Genomic DNA, 13,193 nt, shown 5'->3' on the forward strand with positions numbered 1-13,193 from the left:
ACTCTCCCGAATGAATCTCGCACGCTTCGCCCTCCGCTATCCCTGGACCATCATCGTCGCCGTCGTGGCCGTTGCGCTGGGAGCCTGGCTGGGGCTGCAACGCATGACGCGCGACATCTTTCCGCCCCTGGGCATCCCGACGATCTATGTGGCGCAGCCTTATGGCGGCATGGACCCGTTGCAGATGGAGGGCTACCTGACCTACCGCTACGAGTATCACTTCCTCTACATCGCAAACATCGAGCATGTGGAGTCCAAGTCGATCCAGGGCGCGTCGATCATGAAGCTGCAGTTTCACCCGGGCACGGACATGAGCCAGGCGATGTCCGAGACGGTGGCGCAGGTGAACCGCAGCCGTGCCTTTATGCCGCCGGGCACCGTGGCGCCCTTCATCATGCGGTTTGATGCCGGGAGTGTGGCCGTGGGCCATATCGTGTTCTCCACGGATGATCCAAACATCACGCTGAACCAGATGCAGGACCAGGCGCTGAACAAGGTGCGTCCAGCCTTCGCCACGCTGCCCGGCGTCTCAGCCCCGCCACCCTTCGGCGGCAGCTCGCGCGGCATCGTGGTGAATGTGAATCCCGACCGCATGAAGGCCTACAACCTCTCGCCGGATGACATCGTGCAGGCCATCGCGAAGGGTAATCCGATCAGCCCGTCCGGGAACATGAATCTCGATGGCAAGTATCCCATCGTGCCGACCAACGCGATCGTGACCAACGTGAAGGATCTCGAGGCTGTGCCGCTGAAAAAGACGGACAACGGCGCGGTCTTCATCCGCGACGTGGCCACCGTGGCGGATGCCGCCGACGTCACCACCTCCTACGCGCTGGCGAATGGCAAACGCACGGTCTACCTGCCGGTGACCAAACGTGCGGAGGCTTCCACGCTCGAGGTGGTGAAGACGGTGCGCGCAGCGGTGCCGGAGTTTCAGAAGCTGCTGCCGGAAGGCATCAAAGTAAGCTTCGAGTTCGACCAGACCCCGGTCGTGAACCGCAGCATCCAGGACTTGCTGAACGAAGGCGCCCTCGGTGCCCTCCTCACCGGTTTGATGGTGCTCGTCTTCCTCCGCGACCTGCGTTCCGCCTTCATCGTGGTCATCAACATCCCGCTCTCGCTGCTCGCCGCCACCTTCGGCCTGTGGATCAGCGGGCAGAACATCCATCTGATGACGCTCGGCGGTCTGGCGCTCGCCGTGGGCATCCTGGTCGATGAGGCCACCGTGACCGTGGAAAACATCCACACGCACCTCGCCCGCGGCAAATCGCTGGCCCGCGCCGCGCTGGATGGCACGCTGGAGACCACGCTGCCGCGCCTGCTGGCCATGCTTTGCATCCTCGCGGTGTTCATCCCTGCCTTTTTCATGATCGGCGCGGCCCGGGCGCTCTTTGTGCCGCTCGCGCTCGCGGTCGGTTTTGCGATGTTCGCGTCCTTCGTGCTCTCCAGCACGCTCGTCCCAGTGCTTTCCGTCTGGTTGCTCCCGAAAAAGGTCCGTTTGCATGAGGACAAGCCCGGCCTCATCGCCCGAATGTATGGCGGCCTCGTCAAGGCGGCTGTCACGATGCGCTGGATTCTCGTTCCGGCCTATCTCGGCGGTGCGGCGCTGATCGTCGTGTCCTTTGGGCCGTTCCTCGGATCGGAAATCTTCCCGCAGACGGACAGCGGCCAGTTCGCCATCCGCTTCCGCGCCCCCAGCGGCACGCAGGTGGGCATCACCGAAGGCATCGCGCAGAAGATCCTCAAGATCATCGGCGACGAGGCTCCGGTCGAGTTTTCCATCGGCATGGTGGGCGTGCACAACGCCAGCTTCCCCGTGAATCTGGTGCATTTGTGGAATGGCGGCCCCGAGGAGGGCTGGCTGGCGCTTCAGCTTCAAAAGGACGCCGGTGTGACCGTGGAGGCCTTGCAGGAAAAACTGCGCGACATCATGCGGCGCGAGCTTCCTGATGTGCGTGTGTCTTTCGAGCCGCAGGACATCGTGAGCCGCGTGATGAGCTTTGGTGCCTCAACGCCCATCGAGGTCGCCGTGAGCGGCCCCAGCCTCCCTGCGAGCAAAGAGCACGCGGAGAAGCTCCTCGCGAAGCTGAACGAGCTGCCTTTCCTGCGTGATGCGCAGATCGCGCAGACGCTCGATGCGCCCACGGTGAACGTCCAAATTGACCGCGAGCGTGCTGGATTGCTCGGCGTGAATGTGGAGGACGTCACACGCAGCCTCGTGGCCGCGACCACCTCCAGCCGTTTCACGCAGCCGGTGTTTTGGGCCGATCCGGGCACCGGCATCAGCTTCAATGTGCAGGTGCAGATCCCCGAAGAACGCACGAAGAGCATCGAAGACCTCGGCAACATCCCGGTGAAATCCGCCCATGGCGGCACCGTGCTGCTGCGCACCATCGCCAAGCTCGAACCCGGCACCGCCGTGGGCACTTACGAGCGCTACAACATGGTGCGCATCGCCAGCATCACCGCGAACATTCATGCCATCGACTTTGGCAGCGCCATCAAGGCCGTGCGCAAAGTCATCGACGAGTTGGGGCCCGCCCCCGATGGCAAGACGAAGGTGGACATCCGGGGCCAGGTGGTACCCTTCAACCAGCTTTACGAGGGTTTCAGCAGCGGCCTCGTGATCGCGATCCTGGTGATCTTCCTCCTCTTGTGCGCCAATTTCCAATCGCTGCGCCTCGCCGTCGTCGTCATTTCCACCATGCCCGCGGTCATCGCCGGCGTGGTGCTCGCGCTGTTCTTCACCAGCACCACGATCAACATCCAGTCCGCCATGGGCGCCATCATGGCCGTCGGCGTGGCCGTGGCGAATGCGATCCTTCTCGTGACCTTCGCCGACCGCGCCCGTCTGGCGAAGCAAGGCGACCGCCGTGCCGCCGCGATCGAGGGAGCGGTCAGCCGTCTCCGCCCTATCCTGATGACCAGCTTTGCCATGATCGCCGGCATGATGCCGCTCGCACTCGGTGCTGGCCAGACCGCACCGCTCGGCAGGGCCGTGGTGGGCGGGCTCGCGCTCGCCACCGTGGCCACGCTCTTCTTCCTTCCGGCCGTGTTTGCCCTTCTCGCCAGCAAAAAAGCCACCTCCGCCTCACTCGATCCCGATGACGAGCAGAGCGCCCTCTTTGAAACCCGCTGATCCTCTTCTTCCCATGAAGCATCTTCTTGTCCTCTGCCTCCTCACCACGAGCATGCTCGCGCTTGAACTGCCGGTCACCCGACCGCAGAAAGGCACCATTCACCGCTGGGTGACGCTTCCTGCCAGCTTTGCCCCTTGGCAGCAGGTCGCGCTCAAGGCCCGTGTGGCTGGCTACATTCAAAAAATCACCGTCGATAAGGGCGATGTCGTCACCGCGGGCCAGAAACTCATCGAGATCGAAGTCCCCGAGCTGCAAGCCGACCTCATCAGGCACCGCGCCGAGGTCGCGGCTGCCGAGATCGAGGTAAAACGCCTCCACGAGGCCCGCGCGAAGTCTCCCGACCTCGTTTTGCCGCAGTCCGTCGATGATGCCGAGGCCAAACTGGCCATCGCCAAGGCCGGTATGGAGCGCACGAATGCCCTGATCGACCTCGCTCACATCAAAGCACCTTTCGCTGGCACCATCACCGACCGTCGCGTGGATCCCGGAGCCTTCGCCGCCGCGGGTGGAGAGTCGCTCCTGCAAATCACCGATGCCGGCAGGCTGCGCCTGCAGGTGCCCGTGATCGAAGTTGAGACCTCGTTCCTCAAAAACGGCCTGCAAGTGGAGGCCAAGGTGGACGCTCTCAACGGCTCGTCGATCAAAGCCACGCTCAGCCGCATCACCGGCACGCTCGATCCGGCCACGCGCACCATGCTCATCGAGGCCGATGTCAAAAACGACGATGGCAGGCTCCGCCCGGGCATGTTCGCCACTGCCCGCATCGCCTTGGAGCAGCACGACAACGCCACTCTCATTCCCGTGGCCGCGCTGGTGAAGGAAAAGGCCAACAGCTTTGTCTTCAAGCACGTGGACGGCAAAGCCATGAAAACCGCCGTCAAACCCGTCTTCAACGACGGCGTGAATGTCGAGGTGCCGGAGCTGAAGCCGGATGATGTGCTGCTCGTGCCCGGAACGACCGCGCTGACCGATAAACAAACCGTCACCGCCAAGTAAGTTGGAGTCTAGGCTTTAGCCGACTCTTTGAACTCTCCCATCCTCCCAAACCTCGGCTAAAGCCTAGACTCCAACCTCTGACTGCCATGCCATCTTTGATTCGATCCTTTGGACTGCTTTTGTTCGCATCTGCGTCGGTAGCCGCATCAGTGCATGTCGATCTTCCCACCGTCATGATGCTCGCGGGGGCGAATAATGATGAAATCCAGCTCGCGAAAACAAAGCACACGGAAGTGCTCGCGGAGTCGAAACTGGCCTGGCAGCGATTTTGGCCTTCGTTGACGCTCGGAGCAGGTTATCGGCGCACGGATGGGAATGTGCAGGACATCGCGGGGGCGGTGTTTGATGTCAGCAAGCAGCAGTACACCGTGGGACCGAATCTCATGATCGATTGGTCGCCGGGGGACATGTATTACGCGGCACTTGCGGCGAAACAGCGGGCGCTGGCCGCGGAGCAGTTCGCCGAAAAAGCGCGGCGCGATGTCGTGATGCAGGCGACGGGCCGCTACTACGATCTTTTGGCAACGGAGGCATCTCTGGCGATCATCGAGGATGATTTGCGGCTCACGCAGGACTACGAAAAACAAATCGGCGGTGCCGTCGATGCCGGAACAGCCTTCCGTGCGGATCTGCTGCGTGTGAAGACGCAGGTCAGCCGCGAAAGGCTCGCCATCCGACAGCACCAAGAGAAGCGCGACCTCGCCGCAGCAGCGCTCGCGGAGACGCTGCGACTGCCAGCGGATAGCGAACTGCGCCCTGCGAAGGCCGATCTGGTGCCCGTGCGCCTTCTGGATCGCAAACTCGGTGTCGCCACGCTTATCTCGCAGGCCTCACAGCATCGTCCCGAGATGAAAGCGGCCGGCGCGGTGAATCAGGCGGCCGTTTTGGAAAAAGACCGTGCCCGTGTGGCTCCGATGATCCCGAACGTGCAGGCTGGTTATGGCTTCGGCGGCCTCGGCGGCGGCTATAACGCTGATTTCGGCAACTTCGATGACACACAGAACATGTACATCGGCCTCGGTTGGAAAATCGGTCCCGGCGGCCTCTTCGACAAACAACGCCAGATCATCGCCGGAGCTCAGGAAGAAGCGACGAAGCTTCAAGCTGGCCAGATCAAGGCCGCCATCGGCCGCGAGGTGGTGGAAGCTGCCGCCCGGGCGCAAAGCGCACACGATCAAATCAGCATCAATGACGAGGCCGTGAATGCCGCTCAGGAGATGGTGAAGCTCGCCAAAGAACGTCAGGCCAGCCAGCTCGGCGTGGTGCTCGAATACCTCCTCGCCCGCGAAGAGCTCACCCGTGCCCGTCAAAGCCGCGTGCAGGCCGTGACCAGCTTCAACAAGGCCCAGCACGAGCTGAAACGGGCGGTGGGAAAATGATTCAGCGCTCCAGCAGCCCTTTTTTCCGGATGGAAGTCCGGGGCTGAAGAAAACCCGCAGGATTGTCCGGCCAGAAAGCTCCGTCCTCAATCCACTCGTAAAGGATGTCGATCTGCGGACCGGTCAAAAGCGGTTCACGCCCCGGCACGCGAGGATGCCGGCCTCTTTCCACCACCGAGGTCAGCAGACGGCTGGCATGAGGATCACCCGGAACCACGAATGCCCTGTCGCGTTTCCTTGGCGCATACAGGCTGCTGCGTTGCACCAGAGACAGGCCCGCAGGCGGCGTGTCTCCGCGATGGCATGCGAGACAGCGTGTCTCCAGCAGGGGCTTCACTGCGCGAACGAAGTAATCATGTCCCGCCAGCGCTTCAAAAGGGTGCTCAGGGTCCGGTCCCCGCACACAAGCGGTCATCAACACCGAACCAAGGCCGAGGCAGAACAAAACGGAACGCAATTTCATCAAAGTGAGGATTACCCCGGCCGCGAAAGCCTGTGACGCGAATCTGGCCGACGTTTTGCGCCGCGTCAGAGCACCGGCCCCTTCACCGCCCAGCGTTTGAGCACGAAAGCAGGGCCTTTTTCCCGCCATTTGGCGACGTGGGGGGTGGTGTAGTGCAGGTCAAAGGCCGCCTGATCGACGTAGCTCTCGCTCAGGGCGAAGAGATTCGCCTGCGTGTTGTCACGGCTGACCTCAAAACGCAGGCATCCGGGCTCAAGGCGCGACGCGGCGGCGTTTTCGAGGATCACAGCGAGGAATTCATCGATCTTCTCCGGATCGATTTCGAGAATGACAATGACATTGACCATGGTCGTCCGACAGAGGCGATTTTTGATTAACATGCAACCAGCCATCTGCGTATCATTGCCAACGCCGCCATGAAATCCCGTATCGCCGTCCTTCCCGCGTTGCTTGCCCTTTGTCTCCATGCCCAGGAGAGCAAGCCCGCGTCGCCCGCGCCCAGCAAACCAGCGGCCACGCCTCCAGCCGCGGCGAAACCCGAAGCCAAGCCCGGAACGCCCGCGCCCGCCGTAGCGGTCAAACCCGAAACCAAGCCTGCGCCAGCTCCTGCGGTCAAACCGGCACCGGCGACAGCTCCAAAGGCCGAAACCAAACCAGCAACCGCCGCTGCCAAGCCTGCGGCTCCAGCCCCAAAACCAGCGGAGCCGAAACCTGCGACTCCAGCGGCTGCGGCAGCCGCAAAACCACCACCGCCCAAGCCGGTGGCCGTTTTCCGCGACAAGGCGCTGGAAGCCGCCGTGCGGAAGCAGGTCTTTGCCAAGCGGGACAGCCAGGAAGTTCTAACGGCTGAAGATGTGGCGACGGTTGCGATCATCGAAGGCAAGAAGGCAGGGATCAAGGACCTCACAGGCCTCGAGAAATGTGTCGCGCTGGCTTCTTTGACGCTGCCAGAAAACCAGATCACGAACCTGGCGCCCATCAAGGGGCTCGAACGCCTCCAGTTCCTGGATGTCTCGAACAACCAGATCAGTGACATCTCCCCGCTGGGCGCATGCAAGGCGCTGCAATACGTGGCACTGACCGGCAACAAAGTGGCGGATGTCAGTCCGCTGGGTGGAATCCCTGCGCTCACCTCGCTTTACCTCGCCAACAACCAGATCAAGGATGCCAGTCCGCTCTTCAAGCTGCCCAAGGTGTGGACGCTCTACCTCGAAGGCAATCAAGTGACCAGCATCGCGGGCATTGGCAGCATGAAGTGGCTTTCCATGCTGTCTCTGAAGGGCAACAGCGTGACGGACATCGCGCCGCTGGAGCCGCTGACGGAACTGCAGTTCCTTTTCCTGGAGAACAACAAGATCTCGGATCTCACGGCGCTGCACCGCATGTGGAAGAAGGACAACGAGGGCCCGCGTGACTGGGCCCCCTACTGCCAGATCTTCATCGACGGGAATCCAATCGACGACCAATCAAAGAAGCTGGTCGAGGAAATGAAGAAGGCAGGTGCCCGGGTGACGCCCTGAAGACGGATGCAAAAGCCTTGCCGCCGACGCCGGGGCAGGTTTAGCATGAAAGGATGAAAGCATTTCGTTCCTTCCTTGCCGCGAGTCTATTGATCTCGAACATCCATGCGGCCACGCCGCCGCGTGAATGGACCTCAAGCGATGGCAAGGCGAAGTTCATGGGCGACTTGATCGAGTTCTCAGACAAGGAGGTGAAGATCCGCCGTCGGACGGATTTCAACCAGTTCCGCCTGCCGCTGGAACGGCTCTCCCAAGCCGATCAGGACTATGTCCGCGGCCTTTTGCGTGAGAAGCGGCGCGATGGCGGCCTGAAGGACGGAGCCTACGCCGCGAAGGTGACGGGGCAGTTCGCCAAAGGGGTCTCCAAACAGGGGCTCAACTACCAGTTTTGGGGAAATCCGGGCCTTGATGGGACGAAGCGCTATCCCATCGTCATCTGGCTCCATGGTTCGGGACAAAGTGGTGATGACAACGAATCCCAGCTCGGTGGTGCGCCGAAGATCCTGACCACAGAGGACAACCAGGCGAAAAGGCCGTGCTTTCTGCTGGCGCCCCAATGCCCGTCTGCAGACATCGGCTGGAAAAACGAGGTGGCGGAGAAGCTGCTGGCGCTGATCGCCGACATCACCGACCACCTGCCGGTGGATGAAAACCGCATCTACCTCACCGGCTCGTCCATGGGAGGCTTCGGCACATTCGGAATCGCCGCCAAGTTTCCACAGGTGTTCGCCGCCTGCGTGCCGCTCTGCGGTGGCGGGGACATCAAGAACGCGGAAGTTCTGAAGAACATTCCCTTCTGGGTGTTTCACGGCGACAAGGACGACATGGTGCCCGTGGAGCGCTCACGTGCCATCGTGGAAGCCGTGAAGAAGGCGGGAGGCGAACGCATGAACTACACGGAGCTCGAAGGCGCCGGACACGGCATCACCGGCCTGGTTTACCCGCGCACCGACCTGCATGAATGGCTGTTCAAGCAGGTGAAAGCAGCACCTGAATCTGCCACAGCATCCAACTGACCCCTGCCGGAGACGACCCCGATGCTGCATCATCACCATTCTTCCACCTGCCGACACCATGACACGGCCGCAGCGGGGAAACTTGCCGCCGAGCTTCTGGATCGTGCGCGGTCAGCAGGACTGCGCCGCACCAAGGCGCTGGAAAACATCCTTTCCATCCTGGTGGAAGCCCACCAGCCGCTTTCCCTGGCAGACATCGCTGAATCCCCCGATCTCACCAGCGGGGCGGACAAAGCGACGGTCTATCGCGTGTTGATCAAGCTGGAGGAACTTGGCTTCATTCGTCGCCTGGGCCTGCACGACCGCAGCACCTACTACACATTGATCCACGCCGGGCATCACGACGACTATCTGATTTGCACCCAATGCGGCCGTATTCAGAGCCTGGACATCTCCTGCCCTGTCGAGGCCTTGGAAAAGCAGATCGAAACGACGACAGGGTTCCGCAAGTTGTACCACGAACTCGAGTTCTACGGCCTCTGCCCCAAGTGCGCTTGATACGACAGCCGACGGGACACGCCGCGACGCAGCCCAAATAAAATCCCCGCTTCAGTACGGCCGAAGCGGGGATGAATTGTCGATCTCGGCTCAACTCAGGTAAGCGATCACTGACTGGAACCGGAAGCGTTAGGGTCCGCAGTCGTGGTGCTTACAGAAGTGGCACCGCCGCCGTTGGGCGCAGGAGAGCCATTACCACCACCGAGGTTACCGGAGCCATCTGTCGTCCCCGTCGTGGCCGACCCTTGGTTTGCGCTATTGTTGCCGCCGCTGCCCGTGTTCACATTGGTCTGGGTCGTGGTGCCATCAGGCGTCGTCGTTGACTGGGTCACAGTGGTCGTGGTGTTGCCATCGGCCGTTTTCACCTCCTGAACTGTGGTCGTCTGAGTGTTACCGTTGCCGTCCGTGCTGGTTGACTCGCTGGTCGTCGTAACTGTTCCAGTGGATGAATCGACAATGATGGTCACGGTTGAAGTCCCCGTCTGTGTCACTTCCTTGATCGGTGTGGCCGTGCCCGGGTTGAGCGGGTCCACTCCAGCAGCATAGGTCTGGATGACCACGGTGCTCGTGTCAGACATGGCAGCGTTCCCCTGTGCAGCCACCTGCGCGGGTGTTTCACCTCTTACTTCGCTGGAGCCAGCTCCAGCTCCCGGAGCATCTCCGACGGTGACTGTGATTTTGCTCTTGGTTCCGTCCGCGTTGGTCACCACGATGGTGTTGGTGGTCTGGATGCTGACTGCGTTGCCACTTCCCGAAGCTGTGCACTGGAAATCCGGCGGATTGAACTCAGGCTCCCAGCGAAGGGCCAAGTAGCGTGTCTTGACGGGCTTGGAAGGCTTGGCAGTGATCTCCCCTGCTCCAGAGCGGTCTTCAGCGACGGCCACAGGCTTGGCGTTGTTGAACTCTTCCGGGTTGAAAGCCAAGTGGCCGCGCCAGTCTTCTTTTTCCGGCAGGTTATCGAACGCAAAAACCTCGAAACGAACCGGACGCGGGGAATGCACCGATGCGAACTGGTTGAGGATGCGCAACTGGCCCAAATCGTAGATCACCGTGCGGTATTTCTCGTCGGATTCTGGGAAGGCGAGCTTGTTGTAAGTCACTGCTGTATCCACGCCACCAGCCGGCTTGGGAGCGAGATAAACAATGCGGGAACCGCCCAATCCACCGAGGAAGTCCATCGGCTTGCCTTGCTTGCCTTCGGCGTCCTGCTTGACGGCGTAACCACGGTCACTTTGACCACCGAAGAATCGCAGGTTGCGGATGAGCCCCCCCTTGGAGAGAGCGAACTCCAGTTTCACAAATTTGGCCTGAATACCCGCGAATTTGAACTCGACCGTGCGATCAGCCGCGGAGAAGACCTTTTCCTCAAGCACCGCCCAGCCCTGTTTGTCAGCACTGGCAGAAAGAGTGGCCCGTCCTTCGATGCCATCATTGACAAATGACGACTGCGAAATGAGCACCGGCTTGCCAAGGTTGATGACAGCAAAGCTCTTGCCAGCCGACACGGTCGCAGCCGCCGTGATGTCTTCAGATAGAAGAGAATCCACTTTCCCGAAGCCGGAGGAGCTGTCCAACGAAGCGCTGCTGCCGGGGGCGGTCGTGGCGATATCGACCGGCTTCTCCTTCATGATAGGAATGCGCGACCACTTGGCTTGAAGGGACGTAGCCGCGAAAACGCTGACTAGGAGGGTGGTGGTTGTGACGAGCTTCATGGGCGTGGATTAGAAAATTTTCGGCGCGGAAGGGTGCTGTGGAAGGCCGCGGGAGGTCAGCGTTCGGTTTTATTCGTTGAATCCGCACTAGTTACATCACAAACGCGATGATGTGTAAACATTTTTTCTGTGGCGGTCTTGAGGTTTTAAATCTTGATTGATTGTATATTCCATATATTTTATAAAAATGAAGTGTCCGAAATGTCGCTGTGAAGTCAACACCGAGCAGGTTCACTGCCCGGCGTGCGGCTTCACCGCGAAGGTTCTCCACGGATATTTGGGCAGCCAATGGGTGCGCTTGGAGCGCATCACCGACGCAGCTCACTGCCTGCGGCTGGAAGACTCGCGTCGTGTCGAGATCACGCTGGACGACTTTGAGCGTGCCTTTCCGCAAGCTTTTTTTGCCGTTTATTTAGGCATCCTGCCCATTGGCCTGACCACGTCCGAGCTTGGTTTCTGGTTGTTGAATCAAGGGGCGTTCAACACCCATTCGGTGAACCGACGGAACGACTTCGGGATCGTTCTGGTGGTGGATCCTTCTGCCCGCACCGCCAGCCTGATCAGCGGTTATGCCATTGAAGGCCTGTTTGGCGACCCTTTGACGACGAATATCCTCCAAAAAGCCGCCAAGCTATTCAGCAGAGGAAGTTTTGGCCCTGCGATCGAAGCCGTGTGCCAGCGTTGCTCCCGTGTCTTAAAGAAGCATGCTCGCAAAACTCCCTGGCAGCCGGAATCGAGCGCCGCACCCGGCATCACAGCGAACATGGGCCTGCAACCGCTCCGGGGAGGCCATCGGACCGCCCCCACCCCATCCCTCAATGCTCGTCACGTGCCATGAGACTGCCGTACTTCCCCCAATGGTCGGCCCGGGCACAGCGTTTAATCGGCATCGGCGCTACTTGCTGGGTGGCGTTTGGTGTTTGTTCACTGGCCGATGTGCCTCAAAGAGATCGTGATGATGAAGAGGAGGCCCTGCCGCTGCCTCGATGGAGTGAAGAAGAGCTCAGGGCTTTCCGTGAGAACCTTCCCAGCATGGCAGCCCCCGGCAGCCTGCAGCCAGGAACCGAAACTGCGATTACCGACATCACCACCCTCCTAAACACGCCGATCCCAAGCGGCCCGAGACTCGATCACAGATTTGAAGGCCCGGACAGCGAGTTGTCATCACGCCTTCGCCCGGAAGACATGCGCTTGTTTCTGCCTGAGTCCATTTTGGGCATGTCCACCACGTCCGCCCATACCGAAGTTGCCCGGATTCCCACCCCTTTGTCGTCGCTGCGGGAAGTTCCACGCGAACTCCTGGATGCCTGTGTCCAGGCTCCGACAGCGGAATATCTTCTCGACCCGGAGTCGCTGGTACCAGAAATGCAGGGCGAGAACATGCGCCGCTTTCTTGATTTCCACGCCCGTGACGCCCACATCAAACTCCACATCCTGGTCATCGCGACAGACGAAAAACTCCCGGAGCATGCCAACCTGGAAAACTTGGCGTCTGGAAATCTCCGACAAAACGATGCCTGCCTCCTGGTGTATCCCTTGGGCGAACCTTGGCGTGCGCGCCTTTTTGTCAGCCAGCCGGTCCACGCTCTCACATCGACAGCCTTTCTGAGTGAAACCATTCAAGCCTGCGTGACAGAGGCCATGGAGGTGAGCGACTCCCACGACCAGTTGCATCGCTACGCCGTTCATCTCTCCACACGACTGTTCTGGCTTCAAAAGGCACTGGCCCCCGATCTCGACCAAGTCGCCAACCAAGAAAAGCGGCTGGCTGAGGTGCAGCCGAAGGCATCGAACGGGAACGAAGTCAGCGGAACCCCTCACGCCAGCCTCTGGTGGGCCATCGTCAGCCTGTTTGGAGGTGCCGCATTGACGCTCGGCGGCCGACGGTTGCACCGTCACATGAGATCACAGCAGGCCAGCCACGTCTGGATCCTGCCTGAGCCCGAAACCATACCCAGACTGGGAGGGGCGTTCACGGGCGGAGGTGGAGGAACGATCCGCTATGGCTGAAGCCCCAACTCGCCTGCAAGCCCGCTGTGCGTGTCTCGAACTTCGATTTGTCAAAACCAATCTCTGCACGATAATTCCTGAATTGACCATAAATCCATACTGATGGGATGAACCCCGAGACTCTCCAGTTCCAATGCGGCTTTTGTCGCACCACGCTGACCGTTCCCGCCCAAATGGCGGGCGTCTCAGGCCCATGTCCCAGTTGCGGACAGACAGTCACCTCGCCGGTTTCCCCCTCCGCACCTCAGTGGGGTCAGCCCCACGCCGCAGTCCAGCCCGCACCTACTCCGCCCCCGCAGAGCTGGAGCCCCCCGCCAGCGATCAATCCCATTGCAGCAGGCCTTGGGCAGCCTTCCACCGGACTTGGGCTGCCGCCCAAACGCCCTCCAGGCCAGCCCCCTCTCACCGCATCCCTTGGCGGAGCCCCCAGTCCGATGCCATGGGCCGCGCCGGCCGGGC

Annotated in this window: 11 protein-coding genes; 8 read left to right on the forward strand and 3 right to left on the reverse strand. The window is 60.9% G+C overall.

Annotated elements, in window-relative coordinates:
• Positions 1 to 10: 10 nt before the first annotated feature.
• The 3 genes from IAE77_RS12915 (at position 11) to IAE77_RS12925 (ending at position 5,515) form a co-directional block, all read left to right on the forward strand.
• Entirely contained in the window at positions 11 to 3,139 is a 3,129-nt protein-coding gene (locus IAE77_RS12915; RefSeq protein WP_294227096.1) for an efflux RND transporter permease subunit, read from the forward strand.
• Between the two features lie 13 nt (positions 3,140 to 3,152).
• Positions 3,153 to 4,136, forward strand: a complete 984-nt coding sequence (locus tag IAE77_RS12920; RefSeq protein ID WP_294227098.1) for an efflux RND transporter periplasmic adaptor subunit — start codon at positions 3,153 to 3,155, stop codon at positions 4,134 to 4,136.
• Positions 4,137 to 4,309: 173 nt separating this feature from the next.
• Complete coding sequence (locus IAE77_RS12925; RefSeq protein ID WP_294227100.1) at positions 4,310 to 5,515, forward strand: TolC family protein; 1,206 nt, start codon at positions 4,310 to 4,312, stop codon at positions 5,513 to 5,515.
• Between the two features lies 1 nt (position 5,516).
• On the opposite strand, the gene IAE77_RS12930 is transcribed toward IAE77_RS12925, so the two are convergent.
• Positions 5,517 to 5,978 (reverse strand): c-type cytochrome domain-containing protein, encoded by a 462-nt coding sequence (locus tag IAE77_RS12930; RefSeq protein ID WP_294227102.1) that lies wholly within the window; start codon positions 5,976 to 5,978, stop codon positions 5,517 to 5,519.
• Positions 5,979 to 6,043: 65 nt separating this feature from the next.
• Positions 6,044 to 6,325, reverse strand: a complete 282-nt coding sequence (locus IAE77_RS12935; RefSeq protein ID WP_294227104.1) for a putative quinol monooxygenase — start codon at positions 6,323 to 6,325, stop codon at positions 6,044 to 6,046.
• Positions 6,326 to 6,394: 69 nt separating this feature from the next.
• Between IAE77_RS12935 and IAE77_RS12940 the strand changes: the two genes are divergently transcribed.
• Genes IAE77_RS12940 through IAE77_RS12950 form a run of 3 tightly spaced genes read left to right on the forward strand, consistent with a single transcriptional unit; the run spans position 6,395 to position 9,012 of the window.
• The gene (locus tag IAE77_RS12940; RefSeq protein ID WP_294227106.1) at positions 6,395 to 7,498 is read left to right on the forward strand and encodes a leucine-rich repeat domain-containing protein; all 1,104 of its coding nucleotides are present in this window, start codon (positions 6,395 to 6,397) and stop codon (positions 7,496 to 7,498) included.
• A 53-nt stretch (positions 7,499 to 7,551) separates the two neighbouring features.
• On the forward strand, positions 7,552 to 8,514 hold the full coding sequence (locus IAE77_RS12945; protein ID WP_294227108.1) for a dienelactone hydrolase family protein: 963 nt from the start codon (positions 7,552 to 7,554) through the stop codon (positions 8,512 to 8,514).
• Between the two features lie 21 nt (positions 8,515 to 8,535).
• Positions 8,536 to 9,012: a Fur family transcriptional regulator gene (locus tag IAE77_RS12950; protein ID WP_294227110.1), complete on the forward strand. Its 477-nt coding sequence runs from the start codon at positions 8,536 to 8,538 to the stop codon at positions 9,010 to 9,012.
• A 107-nt stretch (positions 9,013 to 9,119) separates the two neighbouring features.
• Here the strand turns inward: IAE77_RS12950 and IAE77_RS12955 are convergent, their stop codons facing one another.
• Complete coding sequence (locus tag IAE77_RS12955; protein WP_294227112.1) at positions 9,120 to 10,724, reverse strand: hypothetical protein; 1,605 nt, start codon at positions 10,722 to 10,724, stop codon at positions 9,120 to 9,122.
• Between the two features lie 298 nt (positions 10,725 to 11,022).
• Here IAE77_RS12955 and IAE77_RS12960 point away from each other — a divergent pair, with 298 nt between their 5' ends.
• Positions 11,023 to 11,562, forward strand: a complete 540-nt coding sequence (locus IAE77_RS12960) for a TPM domain-containing protein (protein WP_294227114.1) — start codon at positions 11,023 to 11,025, stop codon at positions 11,560 to 11,562.
• Complete coding sequence (locus tag IAE77_RS12965; RefSeq protein ID WP_294227116.1) at positions 11,559 to 12,734, forward strand: hypothetical protein; 1,176 nt, start codon at positions 11,559 to 11,561, stop codon at positions 12,732 to 12,734. Before IAE77_RS12960 ends, IAE77_RS12965 begins: the two co-directional genes overlap by 4 nt.
• Positions 12,735 to 13,193 lie beyond the last annotated feature (459 nt).

It is taken from the genome of Prosthecobacter sp. (genome assembly GCF_014879935.1).
Taxonomy (GTDB): Bacteria; Verrucomicrobiota; Verrucomicrobiia; order Verrucomicrobiales; family Verrucomicrobiaceae; genus Prosthecobacter.

Coding starts and splice junctions, on each gene's coding strand:
- IAE77_RS12915 (WP_294227096.1), top strand. CDS start 11: ATGAATCTCGCACGCTTCGCCCTCCGCTATCCCTGGACCATCATCGTC.
- IAE77_RS12920 (WP_294227098.1), top strand. CDS start 3,153: ATGAAGCATCTTCTTGTCCTCTGCCTCCTCACCACGAGCATGCTCGCG.
- IAE77_RS12925 (WP_294227100.1), top strand. CDS start 4,310: ATGATGCTCGCGGGGGCGAATAATGATGAAATCCAGCTCGCGAAAACA.
- IAE77_RS12930 (WP_294227102.1), bottom strand. CDS start 5,978: ATGAAATTGCGTTCCGTTTTGTTCTGCCTCGGCCTTGGTTCGGTGTTG.
- IAE77_RS12935 (WP_294227104.1), bottom strand. CDS start 6,325: ATGGTCAATGTCATTGTCATTCTCGAAATCGATCCGGAGAAGATCGAT.
- IAE77_RS12940 (WP_294227106.1), top strand. CDS start 6,395: ATGAAATCCCGTATCGCCGTCCTTCCCGCGTTGCTTGCCCTTTGTCTC.
- IAE77_RS12945 (WP_294227108.1), top strand. CDS start 7,552: ATGAAAGCATTTCGTTCCTTCCTTGCCGCGAGTCTATTGATCTCGAAC.
- IAE77_RS12950 (WP_294227110.1), top strand. CDS start 8,536: ATGCTGCATCATCACCATTCTTCCACCTGCCGACACCATGACACGGCC.
- IAE77_RS12955 (WP_294227112.1), bottom strand. CDS start 10,724: ATGAAGCTCGTCACAACCACCACCCTCCTAGTCAGCGTTTTCGCGGCT.
- IAE77_RS12965 (WP_294227116.1), top strand. CDS start 11,559: ATGAGACTGCCGTACTTCCCCCAATGGTCGGCCCGGGCACAGCGTTTA.